This is a genomic window from Hydrotalea sp., from assembly GCF_049968455.1.
Lineage (GTDB): Bacteria > Bacteroidota > Bacteroidia > Chitinophagales > Chitinophagaceae > Hydrotalea.
The window spans coordinates 42,088-66,476 of record NZ_JBMFQT010000017.1 but is presented as its reverse complement, the minus strand read 5'-3'; the positions used below and the strand labels follow the sequence as shown (position 1 = coordinate 66,476).

The 24,389-nt window shown below is 35.9% G+C and carries 18 protein-coding genes; 15 read left to right on the top strand and 3 right to left on the bottom strand.

Going from position 1 to position 24,389, the window contains the following annotated elements; translation table 11 throughout:
• The 10 genes from ACP5P5_RS11805 to ACP5P5_RS11760 form a co-directional block, all read left to right on the top strand.
• A partial coding sequence (locus ACP5P5_RS11805) for an efflux RND transporter periplasmic adaptor subunit (RefSeq protein ID WP_428286320.1) occupies positions 1–1,333 on the top strand: 1,333 nt, incomplete at its 5' end.
• Between the two features lie 2 nt (positions 1,334–1,335).
• A complete protein-coding gene (locus tag ACP5P5_RS11800; RefSeq protein ID WP_428286319.1) occupies positions 1,336–2,541 on the top strand; it encodes an efflux RND transporter periplasmic adaptor subunit in 1,206 nt (401 codons plus the stop codon).
• Between the two features lie 260 nt (positions 2,542–2,801).
• Entirely contained in the window at positions 2,802–5,948 is a 3,147-nt protein-coding gene (locus ACP5P5_RS11795) for an ATP-dependent helicase (RefSeq protein ID WP_428286318.1), read from the top strand.
• Positions 5,949–6,039: 91 nt separating this feature from the next.
• Positions 6,040–7,449: an Ig-like domain-containing protein gene (locus ACP5P5_RS11790; RefSeq protein WP_428286317.1), complete on the top strand. Its 1,410-nt coding sequence runs from the start codon at positions 6,040–6,042 to the stop codon at positions 7,447–7,449.
• Between the two features lie 58 nt (positions 7,450–7,507).
• Positions 7,508–8,125 carry a recombination mediator RecR gene (recR, locus tag ACP5P5_RS11785; RefSeq protein WP_428286316.1) on the top strand — a complete coding sequence of 206 codons (618 nt, stop codon included), beginning with the start codon at positions 7,508–7,510 and terminating at the stop codon, positions 8,123–8,125.
• 119 nt (positions 8,126–8,244) lie between these two features.
• A complete protein-coding gene (locus ACP5P5_RS11780) occupies positions 8,245–8,664 on the top strand; it encodes an OB-fold protein (protein WP_428286315.1) in 420 nt (139 codons plus the stop codon).
• A gap of 22 nt (positions 8,665–8,686) precedes the next feature.
• On the top strand, positions 8,687–9,214 hold the full coding sequence (locus tag ACP5P5_RS11775) for a YceI family protein (RefSeq protein WP_428286314.1): 528 nt from the start codon (positions 8,687–8,689) through the stop codon (positions 9,212–9,214).
• A 321-nt stretch (positions 9,215–9,535) separates the two neighbouring features.
• Complete coding sequence (locus tag ACP5P5_RS11770; protein ID WP_428286313.1) at positions 9,536–10,552, top strand: homocysteine S-methyltransferase family protein; 1,017 nt, start codon at positions 9,536–9,538, stop codon at positions 10,550–10,552.
• 23 nt (positions 10,553–10,575) lie between these two features.
• Positions 10,576–13,299, top strand: a complete 2,724-nt coding sequence (gene metH, locus ACP5P5_RS11765; RefSeq protein ID WP_428286312.1) for a methionine synthase — start codon at positions 10,576–10,578, stop codon at positions 13,297–13,299.
• A 111-nt stretch (positions 13,300–13,410) separates the two neighbouring features.
• Positions 13,411–14,331, top strand: coding sequence for a PfkB family carbohydrate kinase (locus ACP5P5_RS11760; RefSeq protein WP_428286311.1), 921 nt, complete (start codon positions 13,411–13,413; stop codon positions 14,329–14,331).
• A 56-nt stretch (positions 14,332–14,387) separates the two neighbouring features.
• Here the strand turns inward: ACP5P5_RS11760 and ACP5P5_RS11755 are convergent, their stop codons facing one another.
• The gene (locus tag ACP5P5_RS11755) at positions 14,388–15,086 is read right to left on the bottom strand and encodes an SDR family oxidoreductase (RefSeq protein ID WP_428286310.1); all 699 of its coding nucleotides are present in this window, start codon (positions 15,084–15,086) and stop codon (positions 14,388–14,390) included.
• Positions 15,087–15,152: 66 nt separating this feature from the next.
• Between ACP5P5_RS11755 and ACP5P5_RS11750 the strand changes: the two genes are divergently transcribed.
• Positions 15,153–15,857: a YjjG family noncanonical pyrimidine nucleotidase gene (locus tag ACP5P5_RS11750; protein WP_428286309.1), complete on the top strand. Its 705-nt coding sequence runs from the start codon at positions 15,153–15,155 to the stop codon at positions 15,855–15,857.
• Between the two features lie 56 nt (positions 15,858–15,913).
• Here the strand turns inward: ACP5P5_RS11750 and ACP5P5_RS11745 are convergent, their stop codons facing one another.
• Positions 15,914–16,096, bottom strand: coding sequence for a hypothetical protein (locus tag ACP5P5_RS11745; protein ID WP_428286308.1), 183 nt, complete (start codon positions 16,094–16,096; stop codon positions 15,914–15,916).
• Positions 16,097–16,151: 55 nt separating this feature from the next.
• Complete coding sequence (locus ACP5P5_RS11740; RefSeq protein ID WP_428286307.1) at positions 16,152–16,826, bottom strand: phosphatidylserine decarboxylase family protein; 675 nt, start codon at positions 16,824–16,826, stop codon at positions 16,152–16,154.
• Between the two features lie 193 nt (positions 16,827–17,019).
• On the opposite strand from ACP5P5_RS11740, the gene ACP5P5_RS11735 reads away from it, so the two are divergent.
• The 4 genes from ACP5P5_RS11735 to ACP5P5_RS11720 all read left to right on the top strand — a co-directional run bounded on the left by ACP5P5_RS11735 (position 17,020) and on the right by ACP5P5_RS11720 (position 24,373).
• Positions 17,020–18,972 (top strand): M1 family metallopeptidase, encoded by a 1,953-nt coding sequence (locus ACP5P5_RS11735; protein WP_428286306.1) that lies wholly within the window; start codon positions 17,020–17,022, stop codon positions 18,970–18,972.
• A gap of 136 nt (positions 18,973–19,108) precedes the next feature.
• A complete protein-coding gene (locus ACP5P5_RS11730; RefSeq protein ID WP_428286305.1) occupies positions 19,109–19,651 on the top strand; it encodes an RNA polymerase sigma-70 factor in 543 nt (180 codons plus the stop codon).
• Positions 19,652–19,713: 62 nt separating this feature from the next.
• Positions 19,714–20,859 carry a FecR family protein gene (locus ACP5P5_RS11725; protein WP_428286304.1) on the top strand — a complete coding sequence of 382 codons (1,146 nt, stop codon included), beginning with the start codon at positions 19,714–19,716 and terminating at the stop codon, positions 20,857–20,859.
• A 163-nt stretch (positions 20,860–21,022) separates the two neighbouring features.
• A complete protein-coding gene (locus ACP5P5_RS11720; protein ID WP_428286303.1) occupies positions 21,023–24,373 on the top strand; it encodes a TonB-dependent receptor in 3,351 nt (1,116 codons plus the stop codon).
• Positions 24,374–24,389 lie beyond the last annotated feature (16 nt).

Sequence of the window (24,389 nt, the reverse complement as noted above, 5' to 3'; positions counted from 1 at the left end):
CCTCTTTTTTTTACAGGCTTGTAATCAGCATAATCATGCTGATGCCGGAAAAATGATTAATGCATATACTTGCCCAATGCCATCGGATAGTTTCTTTTCCGATGAACCGGGCAAATGTCCGAAATGTGGTATGCAATTAATTCCTAATCCGAATAATATCAATCAACTTTCAAAAGACAGCATAAGCAACAGTAAAAAATTTACGTGTCCCATGCATCCACAAATTGTAAGTGATACAATGGGCAATTGCCCTATTTGTAGTATGCCATTAGAACCTTTGAAACCGGATTCATTAAAAGGTACCGTTTCATTAAATGCTTTATTGAAGCCGGTGAACCATCAGGTTGTAGCCAATGTGCCAATGATTCATTTAATGCCCCGAACTGAAAACATTTCGTTAGATGTAGTGGGTTACGTGCAATACAATACTGATTATTTATACAGTATTGTAAGTAATGTAAGCGGACGAATTGACAAACTGTATATTAATTCAACTTTTCAAAAAATTAGTGTTGGAGCTAAGGTAGCTGAAATTTATAGTCCTGAATTAGTAACTGCCCAACAAAATTTATTACAACTATTGGCATCTGATGCTGATAACAGTTCGCTTATTCAAATGGCTCGTCAAAAATTGTTGTTAATGGGGATGAGCCAACGTCAATTACAATACGTTGAGCAAACACGAACTGCTTTAATGCATGTAACATTGTATAGTAATTATGCCGGTACGGTATTGTTAAATGACGATAGTATGAATGTTAGTGGTGCTCAAAATTCCATTAACAACTATAATAATACAACCGGCGTGTTACCCATTAAAGAAGGAATGTATGTAATGAAAGGAAGCACTTTGTTTAAGGTATTTAATCCCGCTAAAACATGGGCAATACTTAATCTTTACGATTCAGATGTTCCATTGGTAAAAAAAGGCGATAAAGTAGTTTTTTCAGCAGAAACCAATACCCAAACACCTATCACTTCTTCCATTCATTTAATTGAGCCTTATTACAATGTAACATCCAAAACTACCAGCTTAAGAGTTTTGTTTGATAATACACAATATAAAATACCCATTGGTGCGTTGGTTAAAGCAACAATTTATACAGGAAATAGAACTGCACAGTGGTTGCCTAAAGAGGCTGTGTTAACGCTTGGAATGAATAATGTGGTTTTTGTTCGTTCAGGTGAGGTATTCATGGCTCGTAAAGTTAAAACAGGTATTGTATATAAAAACCTAATTCAAATTATAGATGGCCTATCCACCCACGAAGCTGTTGCTGCAGATGCTCAATATTTGGTGGATAGTGAAAGCTTCATTCAATTAAAATCATAATTATGAAAAAAATTACAATTTTCATATATGCCATATTGTTTTTGATTTCTGCTTGCAAGCAAAAACAAAATTCATCAAACACTGCTTCTTCTAATGTTTATTATACTTGTAGTATGCATCCGCAGGTAAAGCAAGATAAGCCGGGAACTTGTCCAATTTGCCACATGGAATTGATTGCTGTTGATAAACAAATGCATCACGACAATGCAATTCACTTAACCAATGAACAATTAGAACTGGGAAATATTCAATCTGATACTGTTCAGCAAGGTACCATTGCCAATGAAATGATTTTAACGGCTACGGTTACATATAATCCCACCGGTTTACAAAATATAACAGCGCGAATAAATGGCCGTATTGATAAGCTGTATATACGGCAAACCGGAGTATCTGTGCAAAAGGGAATGCCTTTGTACGATTTGTATAGTGAAGAATTAAATAATGCTAAACAGTCCTATGTGCAATTGTATCAACAGCAAAAAGCACATCCTTCAGCACAATTAGCGCAATTAGTAAATAATGCAAAAAATAAACTTTTATTATGGGGTATGTCAGAAACTGACATTGCTCAGTTGCCTTTATTAAAAAATATTCCATTCACAACTACATTTTATAGTTCAGCGGCGGGCATACTTACTGAATTGCCTATTGTGCAGGGGCAATATGTGAATGAAGGCGCCCCATTGTTTAATATAGCTGATTTAAGTACAGTATATGTCGACGCACAGGTTTATGCAGTCAATGAATTATCCATTCATCAATATGATTGGGTAGAAATACAGCTACCTCAATTCCCTACCGTTACCATGCATGGGAAAGTTATTGCTATCAATCCTTTCTTATCCGATGAACAACATATTGCATTGGTTAGAATTATGCTTAACAATAAAACACAGTTACTAAAGCCCGGAATGCCTGCTTATGTTATAAGTAAAATTCAAAAGCAACAAGGATGGATATTGCCATTACAAGCTGTTTTGCAGCTGGGCAAAAATAAAAATGTGGTTTGGGTAAGAACTTCGGAACATACTTTTGAACAACGTATGGTGCAGATTGGTACACAAAACAAAAACAATATAGTGGTAGTTAGCGGATTAAACAAAGGTGATGTAGTTGTAACCCATGGTACTTACTTATTAAATAGCGAAGCTGTTTTTAAAAATGGTTCTGAAATGCAAATGAATATGCCGGGCATGAAAATGTAAAACCTTCCTTTTTTTGCCAGGTAAAGAATATAATTTTTTTAAAAAAAATTATACCCGCACATTTTAAATTGTTATTCACGAATGACTGCTTGTTCCTATGCTTTAAATAGTTATTCAACTTAATCTTCAATGCTTTTGTTTGTAAAATATTTTGTAAACAGTGTTCATAAATTCCAAAAAACATCAATTCAATCTGCGCTTATATTTGTATGCTTATACCTGAAAAGGTATTGCTTTTTTCAGCATTTAAATGTGTTTATATGAATTTGAATCAAAATTTCCAACTTATATACAATCAATTGAATGATGAACAACGTAAAGCAGTTGACAAAATAGAGGGACCTGTTATGGTAATTGCCGGACCAGGTACCGGTAAAACACAAATTCTTTCAGCTCGTATAGGTAAAATATTACTGGAGACGGATACACTTCCGGAAAATATTCTTTGTTTAACCTATACCGATGCCGGAGTAGTGGCCATGCGTAAACGTTTAATGAGCTTCATTGGCCCCGATGCTTATCGCGTAAACATATATACTTTTCATGCTTTTTGTAATGATGTTATTCAGGAAAATTTATCCATGTTTGAAAAGCAGGTGCTTGATCCTGTATCGGATGTTGAGCGTATTGCATTTTTAAAACAATTAATTGATGGGTTGCCTAAAAATCATCCAATAAAACGTTACCGAGGTAATGTTTACTATGAAATAAAAAATTTGCAAAACCTGTTCAGCACCATGAAACGTGAAGGTTGGACCATACAGCAAATTGAAAAAGCCATTGATGATTATTTGAATGACTTACCCAACCGAGATGAATTTGTGTACAAACGAAAGTATAAGAATTTTAAAGCAGGCGATTTAAAACTTAATAAAATTGAAGAAGAAAAAACTTCAATGGAAAAACTTCGAGCTGCAGTACGCGAATTCCCCCGATTTCAGCAGTTAATGAACGAAAACAACCGCTACGATTTTGATGACATGATTCAGTGGGTAATTCAAGCATTTGAAACCAATCCCTCACTATTATCGCGTTACCAGGAGCAGTTCTTATATATTTTAGTAGATGAATACCAAGATACAAGCGGTACACAAAATAAGTTAGTACAACTGTTGGTTAATTACTGGGATGAGCCAAATATTTTTGTGGTGGGTGATGATGACCAAAGTATTTATCGCTTTCAAGGGGCTAATGTTGAAAACATGCTGTTGTTTCAAAAACAATATCAGCATAATATTGAAACCGTTGTTCTTACCAAAAATTATCGTTCCACACAACCTATTTTAGAAAGCGCTAAGCAATTGATTAATAAAAATGAAGAACGATTAATTAATCAAATTCCCAATTTGTCCAAAGATTTAGTGGCTGCTAATCCCGCTATTGCGCATTTAAGGCAAATGCCCCTTATTGATGAATATGAAAACCAACAGGAAGAAATGGTGGGTATTACCCTGCAAATTGAACAATTGTTGCAAAATGGGGTGGAGCCGGGTAAAATTGCAGTGATTTATAAAGAGCACAAATTTGGTGAAGAGCTTGCACGCTATTGCAGTGTTAAGAATATTCCTGTTTACACTAAAAAAAATACAGATGTATTCACAATTCCTTTAGCCAGGCAAATTCTATTAATGCTGGAATATTTGAATGCAGAACATGATACTCCTTTTGGCGGTGATGAAATGTTGTTTGAAATTTTACATTTTAATTGGTTTCATATTCCACCCATCGAAATTGCCAAGTTATCCTTAGAAGTTGCAGATGTTCAGTTTACTCCTCGTAAAACTTCTATTCGAAAATTGTTGTATGAAAAGGCCTATGCTCCGGCAAAAGATTTATTCAGTCAATCATTACATACGTCATTACAAAAAGTTTCTGCAACAATAGAAAATTTAATTGCAGCGGTTCCTAATGTAACATTACAGCATTTGTTCGAAACCATTATTATGCAGGCAAGTGTTATAGAATACATTATGCAGCAGCCTGAAAAATTTTATTTGTTACAGGTACTAACCGCTTTATTCAATTTTGTAAAGGAAGAAACACGAAGAAATCCTCTTATCACCTTAAAACAATTTGTAACCCTAATTGATTTAATGCAAAAAGAAAAAATTCAACTACCCTTGATACAGGTAAGCGGTAACGAAAAGGGGGTAAATTTTTTAACTGCGCATGGTTCAAAGGGCTTAGAATATACACACGTTTTTTTAGCAGGTTGTAATGCTTCATTTTGGGAAAAAAAGAAAAAGAGCGACAATGGGTTTGCTTTTCCAGATACACTTTTTATTTCAACGCCTAAAAATAAAATTGAAGAGGAATTACGCCGGCTTTTTTATGTAGCTGTTACCCGGGCAGAACAATATTTAACCATTAGTTTTTCAGAACATGGTAATGATGGAAAATTGTTGGAACCATCTATGTTTATAGCCGAACTAGTTGATCAAACCAGCCTGGGTATTGAACACAAGAAAATAGATGCAACAACTTTGGCCAATTTCCGTGCAGTTTTATTTAGTGGCATGGGTGCTCCTGAAATTGCACCTATGGAAGCAGATGTTATTAACCGCATGCTTGAAAAATTTGTAATGAATGTTACTGCATTAAATAACTATTTAAAATGTCCTTTAGAGTTTTATTATCGAAACCTCATTCGCATACCTTCACCTAAAAACGAGGCAACGGAATTTGGCTCTGCCGTGCACTATGCTTTAGAACAGTTGTTCAAAAAAATGAAAGACGACCCTGAAAAGCAATTCCCATCGCTGCAAAACTTTATTGGTTATTTTGAATGGTATATGCATCGCCATCGCGAAAGCTTTACACAAGAGCAGTTTGATAGGCGAATAGAATACGGACATATTGTTCTAACCAAATATTATGAAGAAAATGTATTAACCTGGCATAAAATTGTGGTGGTAGAGCATACCATTAAAAATATTGTGGTAAATGGTGTACCCATTAAAGGAAAATTAGATAAACTGGAATTTGATGGCCGAATGGTGAATGTAGTAGATTATAAGACAGGCAGTGTTGAAAATGCAAAAGAAAAGCTTAAGCCGCCTACTGAAAAACATCCCTTAGGTGGCGATTATTGGCGTCAGGCGGTGTTTTATAAAATATTGGTTGATTATGATGCTACCAAAAACTGGGAAGCAGTTAGTACAGAATTCGATTTCTTGGAACCAGGAAAAGATGGACAACTTGTAAAAAGAAAACTGGTCATTAACCCTGCCGATGTAACAACCGTTCAGCAGCAAATTGTAACAGCATGGGAAAAAATTCAGGCACACGATTTTTATACCGGCTGTGGTAAAGAAGATTGTCATTGGTGCAATTTTGTAAAAGATAATCAGTTGGCCATTGCATTGCATGAAATAAATGATGCGGTTGAAGAAGAAGGTGAAGAATAGATTTTATCATTCTATTTACTGGCAAAACCCAACTGAAACCTTAAGTTTGCAGCTATTTTAATAAGTATTGCTACAATAAAATATTCATTTCATGCAAAAGCTATTGTGGGTCGTTATTATTGCTGCATTCTTTATACCCTTTACTTTTACGGGTTGTGCCAATATTATTCCACCTACCGGTGGCCCTAAAGATACTTTGCCTCCAAAACTGGTAATGGCTGTTCCTAAAGATTCAATGCTTGACTTCAATAGCAAAAAAGTTGTGCTTACTTTCGATGAGTATGTGGATGTAAAAGATTTACAAAAAAATTTAATTGTATCGCCAATTCCAAAAGTTACTCCTAACATTCAGGGACATTTAAAAAATGTAACTATTCAAATAAAGGATACACTGAAACCCAACACCACTTATTCCATTAATTTCGGCAATGCTATTCGCGATGTAAATGAAGGAAATATCCTTAAAAATTTTACCTACGTATTTTCAACCGGCAATTATTTAGATTCGTTAAGTTTTACCGGAAATGTTATTGTTGCTGAAACCGGTAAAACAGATTCTACTTTAATTGTGGTATTGCATGAAAATTTAAACGATACTGCTGTTATAAAAAATGCACCGGAATATTTTGCACGGGTAAACGGCAAGGGGCATTTTGCTTTTCATTACCTGCCCGCTAAAACTTTTAATGCTTATGTGCTACCCGACGATTATAGTAAACGCTACGATGATACTACCAAAATGTTTGCATTTTTAGATGCTGCTATTACTGTTGCTTCCAATATGCAACCGGTAACCTTTTATGCTTTTGAAGCAGCCAAGAAAAAGGAAAAACCGGCCAAAGCCACTGCACCACCTGCTGCCAAACAAATTAAAAAAAATCAAGAAGAACATAAACGTTTGCGCTTTGCTTTAAACCTTGATAATGGTAAACAAGATTTGCTAACCCCGGCATTGCAATTAAAATTTAGTACGCCATTAGATACTTTAAATACTTCTGCAATTGCATTGCTCGATACAGCATTTAAACCCATTAAAGGTTATACTATTCATTTAGATTCAACAAAAACCATTTGCAGTATTACCTATCCTTGGAAAGCAGCCGAACAATTTATTCTGCTTTTGCAAAAAAATGCTGCCACCGATACCAATCACGTGCAATTGGCTAAAGCCGATACTATTCGGTTTTCAACCAAAAACGAATCTGATTATGGTTCATTGCGTATGCGCTTTAATCATCTCGATTTACAAAAGCATCCCGTTTTGCAACTGCTGCAAAACAATACCATAATGGAATCTATTCCCCTAACTTCCAACGAAATTTACCGCAAGCTGTATCGCCCCGGCGATTATGATATTCGCATACTGTACGATACCAATCAAAATGGTGTTTGGGATACCGGCAATTATAAACAGCACCGACAACCTGAAATTGTGTACGACTTAAATAAAAAAATTGTCATCAAAAGCAACTGGGATAATGAGTTTGAATTTAACCTATAAAAAGTAATGTTCCGTTAAACAATCTGTTATTCAAGCAGCAAAATTGTATCTTTGAGCCATGCAATTACCCTCCGGTTTATTGGAAAATGCAGTAGCGCAATTTGCTAAATTGCCGGGAATAGGAAAGAAAACTGCCCTGCGCTTAGTGTTGCACCTTTTAAAGCAAAACGAAGAAGAAGTAAGCTTATTCTCAGAAACCATTGCAAAAATGCGCCGCGAAATAAAATTTTGTCAGCGTTGCTATAACATAAGCGATGGTGACATTTGTAGCATTTGTGCCAATTCCATGCGCAACAAAGCCGTAATTTGTGTGGTTGAAAATATTCGCGATGTTATAGCTATTGAAACAACGCAGCAATTCAATGGAACCTATCATGTTTTAGGTGGCATTATTTCCCCGCTCGATGGCATAGGCCCTGATCAATTAACCATTCAACCATTATTGCATCGGCTGGAATCTGAACCCGTAGAAGAATTAATTTTTGCGTTGAATCCCAATATTCAGGGCGATACTACCATATATTATATTCAAAAAAAAATACAGCATTTGCCTTGTAAAATAACCACCATTGCCCGTGGTATTGCCTTTGGCGGTGAATTGGAATATGCCGATGAAATGACCTTGGCACGCAGCTTGGCTAATCGCTTACCGGTACAACAATATGTTAAAGGTTAAATGCCCGTTACAAATAATTTTTTTATCAAACAATCGCTTATTATTTTTAAAATGCTGTTAGTTTCAACTATTTCAGCTTAAAATGGTTATTCAATCATTAATGAAAGAAAAAAGGCTTCATGAAAAAAACGCTCAAATATTTTTTAATTGCTTTGTTGGTGGTGGCTATTGTAGCTACCGGGTTTGTTATTTATGTGTACAATAAACCGCATCGCAATGTAGCTAACGAAAAAGCAGTTTCCCTTACTGCCGAACAATTATATCAGGCGTTTAAAGAAAACGAACAACAAGCCAATCAATTATACCTCGATAAGGCTATTGAATTAACCGGGCGTATTGCACAAATTACCACCAATCAGCAAGGGCAAACCGTTATTGATTTCAATACAGCCGATTCACTGGTAACTATTAATTGTACTTTTAAAGAAGCACCGCAAAATATTAAAGTAGGCGATTCAATTCATTTTAAAGGAATATGCACCGGCTATATTCCAGACATGAATGTGGTAATGAATAACGGAATATTGGTAAAACAATAAATTTTTTTAAAAATCTGAATCCATGTCAACAAAATTCATGTTGTTTTTCTTATGCTTTGCATTGAGTATTGTTACTGTTAAGGCACAAAAAGCTTATGTTACCCGAAATGGTCAAATTAGTTTCGTAGCCACTAACGATGATGATGTAAGTGCCGTTAATAATGAAGTCGCCAGCCGAATTACCACTAATGGTGATATAACTTTTAGTTTGTTAATTAAGAGCTTCTTTTTTCAGTATGCCGAAATGCAAGATCATTTTAATAGCGACTATTTGCAAAGTAACACCTATCCACGTTCCGATTTTAAAGGAAAAATTACCAAAATTCAAAACATTAACTTTAATAAAAACGGTGTCTATCCGGCAACTGTTCAAGGTAATTTAACTTTGCATGGTGTAACCAAACCCATTACCGTTAATGGTACCATTGAAGTACAGGGCGCTAAAGTTATTGCAAAAGCAAAATTTACCCTGCAATTAAGCGATTTTAATATTCATGCCGATCGGGTTGCCAAAAAAGTCGCCATCCAATTTAATTGCACCTATCAATAACTACTAACACCTGTTTGTATTTTTTCCCAAAATCTTGTATTACCTTTGCGCCACTTCAGGTGGATTTGTTTATTGTTCGGCCTGTGAAAAGTGAACTAATAAACGGTAAGCAGCTGCATTTCCCGCACAATTTAGCAATCGTTCTACCGTTCATCTTATTCATTTGGTAACCGGCTACAACAATGCTATTAAGCTTTTGTTGCGTCGCACACTGCATCATTCTGTTCAATGCTCAATAAAAAGCTTCATAGCAAAAGCTATATACCTGTATAAATACAACTTTGCCAAAACATCATTTGGTAAAGTGTCAATAAAAAGATTATGAAGTCAATTAAAGATTGTTTACAAGAGCGCATTTTAATTATTGATGGTGCCATGGGTACCATGATTCAGCGCCATCATTTAAAAGAAGAAGACTACAGAGGAGAACGTTTTAAAAACTGGCCGGTTGAAGTAAAAGGCAATAACGATTTATTATGCCTTACACAACCCGATATTATTAAAAATATACATCGGCAATATTTAGAGGCAGGTGCCGATATTATTGAAACCAACACTTTCAGTAGTACAGCTATTGCCATGGCCGATTATAAAATGGAGGCATTAGCTTACGAGTTAAATGTTGCTGCTGCAAAATGTGCACGAGAAGTAGCAGATGAGTACACAGCAAAAAATCCAAACAAACCGCGTTTTGTGGCTGGTGCTATAGGTCCGTTAAATAAAACATTAAGCCTTTCGCCCGATGTAAATAATCCCGGCTACCGCGCTGTAACCTTCGATGAAGTTATGCAAGCCTACTACGAACAGGTAAAAGGTTTGGTAGATGGCGGTGTTGATGTGCTGTTAATTGAAACCATTTTCGATACACTCAATGCCAAGGCCGCCATTTTTGCCATTAAAAAATATTTCCGCGATGTACAGAAACCTGAATTGCCGATAATGATTAGTGGTACTATTACCGATGCCAGCGGAAGAACCCTAAGTGGTCAAACATTAGAAGCTTTTTATACATCCATCATGCACGCACAACCTTTAAGTGTTGGGTTAAATTGTGCATTAGGTGCAGCCGAAATGCGCAGTCATATTGAAGAACTATCGCAAATGGCTGAAACCTATACTTCGGCATATCCCAATGCAGGCTTACCCAATGCCATGGGCGAATATGATGAACAGCCCCACCAAACAGCACATTTTATTGAAGAATGGGCCAAGCAAGGTTATGTAAACATAGTAGGAGGTTGTTGTGGTACTACACCCGATCATATTAAACACATTGCCGAGCATGTTAAAAACATAAAGCCTAGGCCGTTACCTGTTTTAGAAAAGCAATTCATTTAATAGCATACGTGTAATTATAAATTATGAGCGAACAAATTGTCATACATCCTTATTTACGACTTTCGGGGTTAGAACCTTTGGTAGTAAGGCCCGAAACTAATTTTATTAATATAGGCGAACGTACCAATGTTACCGGTTCTAAAAAATTTGCCCGCTTAATTCGCGAAAACAAATTTGAAGAGGCCTTGTCTGTTGCTCGCCAGCAAGTGGAGAATGGTGCTCAAATATTGGATGTAAATATGGATGATGCTATGTTAGATGGCGTTGCTGCTATGACTACATTTTTAAATTTGTTGCAAGCAGAACCCGATATAGCCAAAATTCCAATAATGATTGACTCTTCTAAGTTTGCCATTATTGAAGCAGGTTTAAAGTGTGTGCAAGGAAAGTGTATTGTAAACTCTATTTCATTAAAAGAAGGAGAAGCAAAATTTATTGAACAAGCTATTGTATGTAAATCTTTTGGTGCAGCAATTGTGGTAATGGCTTTCGATGAAGTTGGGCAGGCTGACACATTACAACGTAAAGTGGATATTTGTAAACGGGCTTATGAAATTCTTACCCAAAAAATAAACTACCCCCCTCAGGATATTATTTTCGATCCCAACATCTTTGCCATTGCTACCGGTATTGAAGAGCACAATAATTATGCTGTTGATTTTATTGAAGCTACTCGTCAAATAAAACAGGAATTGCCTTTAGCCAAAGTAAGTGGTGGTGTGTCCAATGTATCTTTTTCATTTCGTGGAAACGATGTGGTTCGTGAAGCCATTCATGCTGTGTTTTTGTACCATGCCATTCGTGCAGGTATGGATATGGGAATCGTCAATGCAGGTCAGTTAGCTGTGTATGATGAAATTGACCCCACATTACGTCAGTTGTGTGAAGATGTGGTGCTTAACCGAAACAACGATCACAACCAAGCCACGGAAGCCTTAATTGCATATGCTGAAACGGTTAAAACCAAAGAAAAAACGGTTGTTAAAGATGAAGCATGGCGTAATGCAACCGTTGAAGAGCGTTTAAAGCATGCACTCATCAACGGTATTACCGATTACATTGAAGTGGATACCGAAGAAGCTCGTTTAAAATATGCACAACCTTTAGATGTAATTGAAGGGCCATTAATGGATGGTATGAATGTGGTAGGTGACTTGTTTGGTGCCGGTAAAATGTTTTTGCCCCAGGTGGTAAAAAGTGCACGAGTAATGAAAAAAAGCGTGGCTATTTTAACGCCCTATATTGAAGCCGAAAAAGAAGTTCGTAAACAAGCGCATTTAGCAGCAGGTACCATTAATCAAGAAGCGGCAGGTGCAGCCAAAATATTGCTGGCTACCGTTAAGGGTGATGTGCATGATATTGGAAAAAATATTGTTGGAGTAGTATTGGGATGCAATGGTTACGAGGTAATTGATTTAGGCGTAATGGTACCGACTGACAAAATTTTAGATACAGCCATTAAAGAAAATGTTGACATTATTGGCTTAAGTGGTCTTATTACCCCATCGCTCGATGAAATGGTGCATGTGGCCAAAGAAATGAAACGGCGCAATATGCAGCAACCATTATTAATTGGCGGAGCAACCACTTCTAGAATTCATACCGCTGTAAAAATTGCACCGGAATATCCCAATGGAGTAGTACATGTTTTAGATGCTTCACGCAGTGTAACTGTAGCCGGCTCTTTATTAAGTAATGATCAAAAAAATATTTTCCTTGAACAAACTGCTAAAGAATATGTTCAACTTCGTGAAAATTTCTTGAATAAAAAACCCGTAAAACAATATATTTCATACCACGATGCATTGTTAAACAAAACTAACATAAACTGGCAAAATTACAAACCGGTAAAACCTCAGTTCATTGGTAATAGGGTGTTTGATGATTATCCATTAACTGAATTACGGACATATATTGACTGGAAACCTTTTTTTATTGCATGGGAAATGCATGGTAATTTTCCGGATATTTTAACCGATAGTATTGTTGGAGCAGAAGCCACCAAATTATACAACGATGCTAACGCACTACTCGACAAAATAATCAATGAGAAGTGGTTAGTAGCAAAAGGAACAATAGGCTTTTACAGGGCAGCAAGCCAAAAAGATACCCTATTGGTGCAACACAATGAAAAAACTTATCATTTAGAATGTTTGCGCCAACAAATTAAAAAAGCTGCCAATCAGCCTAATTTGTCTTTAGCCGATTTTGTGAAACCTGCTGAAAATATGGAAACTGCTGATGATTTTATGGGTGCATTTGCTGTGGCTATACATGGCATTGAGCGTCATATTCGCAGGTTTGAAGCACAACACGATGACTATAATAAAATTATGTTGCAAGCTTTAGCCGATCGTTTGGCTGAAGCATTTGCGGAATGTTTGCATGCCAGGGTAAGAAAAGAATTTTGGGGATATGCACCTGATGAGCAGTTTAGTAATGCAGAATTAATTCATGAGCAATACCAAGGTATTCGTCCGGCACCCGGTTATCCGGCTTGCCCCGATCATACTGAAAAATATAAATTATTTGAATTGTTGAATGCTACTGAAACTACCGGTATTCAGTTAACGGAATCATTGGCCATGTATCCCGGTGCGGCTGTTTGTGGTTGGTACTTTGCCCATCCGCAAAGCCAATATTTTGGTGTAGGAAAAATTCAACGTGACCAACTAGAAGATTATGCCCAACGCAAAAACTGGAGTTTAGATGAAGCTGAAAAATGGTTAAGCCCGGTATTAGAATAATATCCTATAATTATGTAGAAAAAATTCAATATAATCTGGGTGCAATAAAAAAATGCCTATATCTGCCGCATTTTGTATAGTTTCGCTCCCCGATAAACAAATTTTTTAATTATGTCATTAGTTGTTGTCGGTTCTATGGCTTTCGATGCCATTGAAACGCCTTTTGGAAAAAGCGATAAGATTGTTGGAGGTGCTGCTACCTATATTGCCTGGTGTGCCACCAATTTTACTCCAGTTAAGCAAATTTCGGTAGTAGGTGGTGATTTTCCTGCCGAAGAATTAAAAGCATTAGAGGAGAGAGGTGTTAACTTAGAAGGTGTACAAATAAAAAAAGAAGAGAAATCTTTTTTCTGGAGTGGCCGCTATCATATGGATATGAATAGCCGCGATACTTTAGTAACCGAATTAAATGTATTAGCCAATTTTGAACCCAAGGTGCCTGAGAACTATCAGGATTGTGATTTTTTAATGCTGGGAAATTTAGTGCCCTCAGTACAACGCAGTGTAATTGAACAGTTGCGTAACAGGCCTAAATTAATTGTAATGGATACCATGAATTTTTGGATGGATACCATGTCGGATGAATTACACAAAACCATTAAAATGGTTGATGTATTAATGGTCAATGATAGTGAGGCAAGACAGTTGAGCGGACAATATTCATTAGTAAAAGCAGCCGAAGTAATTCTGCGAATGGGGCCTAAGTATTTGGTTATTAAAAAAGGCGAACATGGTGCTTTACTGTTTCATGGTAAACAAGTTTTCTTTGCACCAGCATTGCCTTTAGAAGAAGTATTCGATCCTACCGGTGCCGGCGATACCTTTGCAGGTGGATTTATTGGACACTTGGCTAAAACAAAAGATATTTCTTTTGAAAATATGAAAACGGCTATTATCATTGGTTCAGCTTTAGCCAGTTTTTGTGTAGAAAAATTCGGTACTACTCGTTTACGCGAAATAAAACCTGCTGATATAACCGAACGTATTGAGGAATTTGTTCAATTAGTTCATTTTGATATTAATTTAGAATAGTTGCTATATATAAATTTGCATACTTAGCCGGAGTATTGAATAGCTCCGGCTATTTTTTATAAATCACCTAACTGAGGTCGTACAACAATTTCTTCAACACATGCTTGCGGCGATAAGGCGGCCATGCATTCAATCATACTTGCCAAATCATTCGCCTCCATTATACGTTCAGGTGAAACTCCACTTCCTACCCAACTATCGGTATAAACTGCACCGGGAATAACTGCTGTTACTTTTACGCCGTCTGGCTTTAATTCTTCTCGCAAATTTTTGCTGAAACCCAATAATGCAAATTTGCTAATGCTATATGCACCTCCGTTGGTGTATGCTTGAACTGATGCAATGGAACATATATTGAAAATATGTCCTTTTTTTTGTTCAATCATTTTCGGTGCTATCAGTCTTGTTAAATGATAGGCACTCATTAAGTTGATGTTCAGCAAATTTTGAAGTGTACCATCAGGTTCTGTTAAAACTGAACCCGGTAAGTATTGTCCTGTATTATTAACAAGTACATCGGGTGTTCCTACGTTTAAGCACCAATTGGCAAAAGCTTGAACTTGTTGGTAATCTGCCAAATCGGCCTGCATATACTTTACAGAAGCTTGCGGGTATTGATGTTGTATTGTTTTTGCAGTTTCTTCTAATGTTGCAATATTTCTGGCACATAATAATAAGGTATGGCCTTTGGCAGCAAATGTTTCGGCTATCGCTTTACCAATTCCTTTTGAAGCACCTGTTATAATTACATTCATTTAATTTGATAATTGGTGATAAATTCAGTTACATTTGTTTATCAAATATCATACTCATTTTTGGAAATGCCCACGACGAAATATCAACATATATTTTTTGATTTGGATCATACTTTATGGGATTTTGAAACCAATGCCCGAAATACACTATTCGACTTGTTTGAATTGCATCATTTAAATCAAAAAGGTATTGAGTCTTTTCCGTTATTTTTTGAACGATACAGCTATCATAATGAAAGATTGTGGGAACGATATACCAAAGGATTTATTAAGCAAGATGAATTGCGTTGGAAAAGAATGTGGTTATCTCTGCTCGATTTTAAAATTGCTGATGAAGCACTTTCTCGTCAAATGGCCATTGATTTCTTAGAAAGACTTCCTTTAAAGAAAGCCGTATTCCCTTACACACAGGAAATTTTGCAATACTTAACAGCAAAAAATTACCATTTGCATTTAATTACGAATGGCTTTGAAGCTGTTCAACAAAAGAAAATTCATAACGCAAACCTTGATTCCTTTTTTCAAAAGCTAATTACTTCTGAAACCTCTAATAGCTTAAAACCTAATAAAGAAATTTTTTTATATGCATTGCAGCAAACGGGTGCTTCGGTAGAAAACAGTATAATGATTGGCGATAATTTAGAGGCTGATATTATGGGTGCAGCTAATGTAGGTATCGATACTATTTTTGTCAATCACATTGGTATTACTCCGCATATTCAAGCTACTTACACGGTACAACACTTAAAGCAATTGGAAGATATCTTCTAATGCAAAAACGGCTACATTTTGTTTAACCGTTTTTATTTTAAACTCAAACTAATTATTTAATTCAGTGCAACTGTATTAGCCGATTTTTTGCAACAATCCTTTTTGCAGGTTTTCTTGCATTCTTTCTTTGTACAATCTTTACAATCTTTTTTGTTACATTTTTTTTGACCGTTATCTTGTGCAAATACAGAAGATGCCATAATCAAAAGAGCGGCTGCAGGTACCATTAATTTCTTCATGTGCAATATTTTAATTTTTATAAAATTAAGGATATTTTAATACTGTGCAAGTTTTTTACTTCTGCAAGTTGTATGGGAAGGTTGCTAACACAGTAACACCGCCTTTAACTTGTTGATTCAGTTCTACTTTTATGTTCATATAAGTGGGAACAATTACATCTACCCGACTACCAAATTTAATAAAGCCATACTCTGCACTTTGTTCAACGGTGTCGCCTACTTTGGTATAGTTGCAAATTCGTTTGGCTAAAGCACCTGCAATTTGCTTATAAAGTATTTTACCATAGTCATTTTCAACCACAACAGTCCATCTTTCATTTTCTGTTGAGCTTTTGGGATGCCAGGCTACCAAATATTTTCCCTTGTGGTATTGGTTGTAAATTACTTTTCCCCCAATTGGATTACGATTGATATGCACATTGGCTGGGCTCATAAAAATGCTGATTTGAGTACGCTTGTCTTTAAAAAATTCTGTTTCCACAATGTCTTCAATAACTACCACTTTTCCATCGGCAGGACAAATAACAGCATTCTCTTTTATGGTTAATACACGGTTGGGGACTCTAAAAAATGATATTATAAATAACAATAATATAATTGTTATTATAAATATAACTATCGAAAGCCATAAAACATGGCCACTTAAAAAGGTGAAAGATAAGATGTTAATTAAACCGAATAATAAACTGGCTATTCCTATGGTTCTGTAACCTTCGTGGTGTATAGTCATGCAAAATGGTTATCGGGCAAAGGTAAGCCTTACAGGGGAATAAATCAATACAACAAAAATGCAAGCTAATTTTTACTTCGTAATCTGTAACTGAAGTATGCCATTCATAACTTTTTAAGTAAACAGTTCAAGCTAATCTAATTAATTTTAACCCCTTTATAGTTGATATTTCCATAAAGTTTTTAAAAATCATATGAAAAAAAATTACTTTGTACAGATTGTAGGAATGTTTTTTTTGTGTTTAGCCAATGCTCAAGCCAATGCTCAAAATGGTAATTGGCCTGCTTTTGCACCTTTTAACTATCAAGGAAATGGAAGTGTGTATCGTTCTGCTAACGGTTCACCGGCGGCTAATTATTGGCAAAACAAAAGCGATTATGTAATTAATGCAACTCTCGATACGATCAAAAACGTCCTAACTGCAAATGAAGTAATTACCTACACCAACAATAGTCCCGATGCATTTAATGTACTTTGGCTACAAATGGATCAAAATACTTATTTGCCTACTGCTCGTTCGCAATATTATACCAATCGCTATCGCAATCAATCTACCAAAGGTTTCCAATTGGCCTCAGTTCAAATTGAGGTAAATGGTAAGTTATTGCCGGCGAAATACCTTATTAATGATACACGTATGCAAATTCAATTGCCTGAGGCTTTAAAAGCAAAGGGTGATAAAATAAAAATTCACATTCAATATCATTATGAAGTGCCCGGTGAATTTGGTGGAAGAACAGATTATGTTAAAACAAACTATGGTAAAATTTTTGAAATAGCACAATGGTATCCCCGTATGTGTGTGTACGACGATTTAGAAGGATGGAGTACATTACCTTATTTAGGTAGTGGCGAATTTTATTGTGATTATGGTGATTATGATTATAGCATAACTGTACCTGCCGGTATGATTGTGGCCGGAAGTGGAGAACTGCAAAATCCTGATGAAGTATTAACAGCACAACAACGGAATCGCCTTGCTGAAGCTGCTAAAAGCAATACAACTGTTTGGATTAGAACTTTAGCTGAAGTGCAACAACAAAAATCATTACAAGGAACTAAAACATGGCATTTTAAAATGATGAATACCCGCGATGTAGCTTTTGGCGCATCGAAGGCTTATTTATGGGATGCCGCAAAAGTTAATTTGCCTAGTGGCAAAAAATGTATGGCCATGTCTGTTTATCCGGCTGAAAGTATGGGCGATAGTGCTTGGGGACGTGCTACTGAATATTTAAAAAAATCTATTGAATATTTTTCTGAAAAGTGGTTTGAATATCCTTATCCGGTGGCAATTAACGAGGCTGGTATTGCCGGAGGAATGGAATACCCGGGTATTGTGTTTGATGGTATTACCGATAAAGACAAGGAACTATACTGGGTAACGGCGCATGAAATTGGTCATAATTGGTTCCCAATGATTGTAGGTTCTGATGAACGAAGATATGCATGGATGGATGAAGGATTCAACACCTTTATTGATGTATATGCAAGCGATGTGTTTAATAATGGAGAATATGCACCAAAACGTGATGGGGAATATGCACCCGGTGGTGGTAATCCTGCTGATGAAATTGTTCCTTATTTATCAGATCCTCACGCACCTGTTATTATGACCCGTGCAGATGGTTTTCCTGAGAAGTACCGTCATCCCATGGTTTATTTCAAACCTGCGTATGGACTGGTGTTGCTTCGTGAAGTAATTTTAGGTCATGAACGTTTTGATGCGGCATTTAAATATTATATACATCAATGGGCATATAAACATCCCGCACCATTCGACTTCTTTAATACCATTAATAACCAAGCCGGAGAAGATTTATGGTGGTTTTGGCGTGAATGGTTTTTTGAAAACAAGCCGCTCGATCAGTCTATTCAAAAAGTGGAGTACACCCACCAAAATCCTTTGAATGGTATTGATGTTACTTTAGAGAATTTACAACCTATGGTAATGCCAATTCCTATTGAAGTAACCTACGCTAATGGAACAACCATGCAACTACAACTGCCGGTTGAAACTTGGTTGCAGGGGAATGTTCGTACTGTTCATTTGGCTACGAATGCACCCGTTAAAAAAGTTACTATCGATCCTAAAAATTGGCTGCCGGATTTAAACAGAAATAACAACGTTTATACTATTCAATAAAACAAGAGAGAAAATTTCTAAAAAATAAATTCGTGCAAAATGTTGTAAATTTCATTTTGCACGAATTAACTTTGAATAGTAAATCTGCTGAAAGTTGGCTAACGATGCTCATATACTAAATTGTAATATTGCAGAATTGCAGTATCAAATTGCATCGTATGAGGATGAAGTAGCTTATAAAAAATTGTTTTATTGCGTTTTCCCTTCCTTACAAAACCATGCTTTCGCCATATTACATTCGCGGCAATTGGCTGAAGAAGTTGTATCCGACGTGTTAATTGAAGTTTGGAAAAAGCGAGCCACTTTAATGGAGATTGAGAATCTAAAATTGTATTTATTTGTAAGCGTAAGAAATGGTGCTTTAAAAAAATTGCAGCAGGAAAAGAAAACCAATAAAAACGCTTCCATTCAAGATCTGCAAATTGAACTCATTTCAGATTATTTGCAGCCCGATGAAACCATACAATTCAGTGAAACATCTCGCCAAATTGATGAGGCGGTTCAGCAATTACCACCACAGTGTAAATTAATTTATAAGTTGGCCAAGGAAGACCGATTAAAGTATCGGGATATTGCTTCTCTTTTACAAATTAGTGTAAAAACTATTGACAATCAGCTGGCCATTGCACTCAAAAAATTGGCCGAGAAATTATCACTTCCTCGCAAACAAAAAAAATAATGGTAACCGCTTTAGGGGATTTTTCTTTTTAACAACTCTTATTGTTAATGTTATAGCTTGCTATGTTGAAAAATGACCGCATATGGCAATTGTTGGCTCGAAAATTATCTAATGAAGCTACCCAGGCCGAGTTAGATGAATTGAGTGCACTATTAAAAAATGATGAGGCTACTGCTTTAATTGCCCACACTATTGAAGAACATTGGAATACCAATCCGAATATTGACATTGAGTTTTTAGATGCTACGTATTTATTGCATTTGAAGCGCATGCAAGAACAAGGCTTGGTAATGGGTACACCACATCAGCAAGAACTTTTTTTAGAAGCATCAAATAATTCGAATAAATCGCGTAACAGAGACACAAAAAAAATATTGCTTGCAGCCGTGTTACCTTTACTTGCTTTAATTATATTTTTTAGCTGGCTTTTTTTACATACCCCCCAATCAAAAACCAATCAGGCTTCTGGTAATTTGGTAAAAGCAGTTGAATTGCCCAATGAAATTGTTACCAAAAATGCTTCAAAAACAAAAATTGTATTGCCCGATGGTTCCGTGGTTTGGTTAAATGCAGATACCAAATTATGGTATTACAAAAGTTTTGGGAATACCCTGCGGGAAGTGTATTTGAATGGAGAAGCTTTTTTTGATGTTACAAAAAACCCTGCAAAGCCCTTTGTTATTCATACCAAATTACTTGATATTAAAGTATTGGGAACCCAGTTCAATGTGCGTTCTTATCCTAATGATAAAACAATTGAAACAAGCTTGGTACGTGGCTTAGTGCAGGTTACGCTGCATAGCCGACCCGACGAAAAATATTTTTTAAAGCCTAATGAAAAATTAGTTGTCTTAAATACGGCTGATTCATTAAATGTTCAGAAGCAAGTGCCTACAATTTCAAAAAATTTAGATGATAATATTGTTGCTATTAAGAATCTAACCCCCCTTCAATCAAATGATTCTATAAAAATTGAAACTGCCTGGACAAAAAACAGACTATGTTTTACCGATGAAAATTTTGAAGAAGTAGCCCATCAGTTAGAACGCTGGTACGATGTTCAAATTGTATTTAAAAATAATAAATATAAAGATATTCGCTTGAATGGGTCATTTGTGAATGAAACACTTACTCAAGCATTGGATGCATTAAAGTTTTCTACCAATTTTCATTATGATATAAAAGATAAAACGGTAACCATTTATTAATTCAAACTTAAAACGACTGTCTATGCAATGCTTTAATTCAGGATAAGTAAATACCATCATAAAAAAAGCGGGAAATGCTGCAACATTCCCCGCCGGAAAAACACTAGAAAACTGCTTTGAATGGCAGAATTCTCAGCATTATTCACTATTCAAACACTAATGTATGAAAAAATCGATTGCTCTTACGGGGAAATTGCATATTCCCTTAAAGCCATTAATTTATATGAAACTAACACTACTACTTAGTATTTTCTGCATTTTTAATGCAACAGCAGGTACCCATGCACAAACTGTTTCTGTAAAAATGTCTAAAACAGAAATAGCCAAAGTGCTGGGTAATATTGAACAACAGGGCGCATTTAGATTTTTATTTAATAGCCGCTTAAAGGATTTAAAAGAAAAGGTAAATGTTGATGTAAACAATGCTAATATTGAAACAGTTTTAAATCAACTTTTTGCAGGTACTAGTTTAACCTACAAAATTTTAAGTGATAATTTAATTGCTATTCGTTCTGTTAATCCTGAAGAACAAGACATTAGAATAACAGGAAAAATAGTAAACGAAAAGGGAGAACCGTTAAGTGGTGTAAGTATTGCCATTCAAGGAACATCACGGGGTACTGTTACCGATAACAATGGTAACTATTCATTAAATGTTTCACCTAATGCTATCTTGGTTATTTCTTTTGTTGGACATACTACACAAGAAGTACATGTAAATAACCAAAACGTAATTAATGTAACGCTTCAATCATCTGAAAAACAATTAGATCAAGTAGTTGTAATTGGTTACGGTACACAAAGGAAGCAAGATGTTACAGGTTCAATTGCAACCATTAAAGGATCAGAAATTTCAAAACAAGCTTCAGTAAATCCAATTAGTGCTTTACAGGGTAAAGTTGCAGGAGTTCAAATTACCAATAATGGTGCTCCTGGTTCTGCTCCACAAATTAATATAAGAGGTTTGGGAACGTATTGGTCAAACACAGGCCCATTATATGTTGTGGATGGTGTTTGGTTAAATGATGTTAACTTTTTAAATCCTGCCGATATTCAAAGTATTAGTATTTTAAAAGATGCATCAAGCGAAGCGATTTATGGTATTAAAGGTGCCAATGGTGTTGTAATTATTACTACTAAAAAAGGTGCAGCCGACAGAAAAACTGTGGTTAATTACAATGGCTATGTTGGTTATCAAAAAGCAACCAATCAAGTACCAATGGCAAATGCTTATCAATATTCAGTTTTATTTAATGAGTTAGCCAGAATGACAGGAGGAACTAACTTTTTAGATTCTTCAAAATTCGGCACTGGTACCAATTGGTTCGATCAAGTTTTGCGTAATGCTATTATTACTAACCATCAGGTATCTGTTACCGGCGGCTCAGAAAAAAATACTTATAATTTTTCATTGGGTTACTTATCACAGCAGGGTATATTAAAAACCAACGATTATACTCGTTATACTGCTAACTTAAGTAACGATATGCAGATTAATAAAAATATTAAAGCAGGCTATACTGTTATTGGTAATTTCAATAATTCGGATAATGCACCCGGCGGTATTTGGCATGCTTTATATGCAGCGCCACCAGTATTGCCCGTAAAATTTGCCGATGGTGTTACATATGGTGATCCGGGTTATTATGGTTTAGGTTCAGCAGTTAGCAATCCTCAGGCCACTCTTGATTATAATAATTCTGTAAGTCGTGGTTATAATTTTACCGGTAATGCATATGTAGATGTTCGCTTTTTAAGTCACTTCGATTTTAAAACCACTATTAGTGGTGTATATGGTGAGTCAGAATCTAAAAATTATGTTCCTGTTTACAAAGCAACGTCTACTCAGCAAAACGCAGTAAGCAATCTTGGTATTTCTCGTGGAGAAAATCGTTCGTGGATTGCAGAAAATACACTTACCTATACCAACACTTTTGCTACCAATCATAGGGTAACAATTTTGGCTGGTCAACATGCTGAATGGAATAACTATAATTTTATTTCTGCATCAGCTCAAAATGTGCCGAATGTTACTACCGGTAACTGGTTTTTAGGTTTAGGAAATAATCCTTATGTAAATGATGTTGATAATAGTTATAATCAGCAATATCCGTTACAGTCAACCATCTCTTCTTATTTTGGTCGTATTAACTATTCTTTCAAAAATAAATATATGTTGAATGCTACCATGCGTGCAGATGGTTCTTCTAAATTCACCGGAAGTGATAGATGGGGATATTTCCCATCAGTAGGTGCTGCATGGGTGGTTACGCAAGAAAACTTTATGCGCAATCAGCACATTTTTAATTCATTGAAAATTAGAGGTAGTTGGGGTAAAGTTGGTAATGCTGGTGTGCCCACATTTGTTAGTACTCAACAAACTGTATCAGGTGGGGCATATAGTGTAATTTATGGAAATTCAGGTACTGTATCTCAAGGTGTAAGTGTTGCATCAATACCGCCTCCACCATTGAAATGGGAAAAAAGCGTTGGTACAGACATTGGTTTTGAAGCTACAGTCTTGAATAGCAAGTTAACCATTGAAGGTGACTTGTATAACAAAAAAACACAAGATATTATCATGAATGTTTACCTGCCCGGATCTGCAGGTTTGGCTAATCAGTTCATTACCACTAACGTAGGTGATGCTCAAAACAGAGGTTTTGAATTGTCATTGAACTGGCATGATAATATTAGTAAAGATTTCAGCTATTCTATCAGTGGTAATATTTCTTATAACCAAAATGAGTTCCTAAGCAATAGTGCGGGTGGACAGAAAATTTATGATGGAGGTTCGGGTGCTACAGGAGGTCAATTCACTACATTAACCACAGTTGGTCAACCCATCGGTGTTTTCTACGGATATAAAGTAATTGGCATATTCCAATCTGCTGCTGACGTAGCCAATTATAAAGATAAATCAGGTAATTTATTCCAGCCCAATGCACAGCCCGGTGACTTTAAATATGCCAGTACTACTGGAGTAGGCCCTATTTCAGCTAATGATAGAGTAGTATTAGGAAACCCCAACCCGAAATACATTTATGGAATTAGTACCTATTTTTCTTATAAGCAATTTGATTTGTCTTTAGACTTTCAAGGTGTAGCCGGTGTTGATGTTTACAATGCTAATAAAGGATTACGTTATGGTGCTGAAAACTGGACTTTAGATTTTTATAACAATCGTTGGCATGGTGCAGGTACTTCCAATACCTATCCTTCTGTAAATATTGGTGGTGGAAATAACTACTGGCCTAACTCATGGTATGTTGAAAGTGGAAGTTATTTTAGAATTAGAAATATGCAGTTAGGTTATACTTTGCCTAATGCTCATTTGCAACATATGGGTATCCAATCTTTGCGGCTTTATTTAAATGCACAAAATGCATTTAACTTCTTTAAGTACAAAGGATTTTCTCCTGAAGTGGGTGGTAGCCCAGGTAATATTGGTATCGACAACAATACCTATCCGTTATCTGCCATTTACAATTTTGGTGTTAATCTTTCATTCTAAACTCATTAAAGCAAAG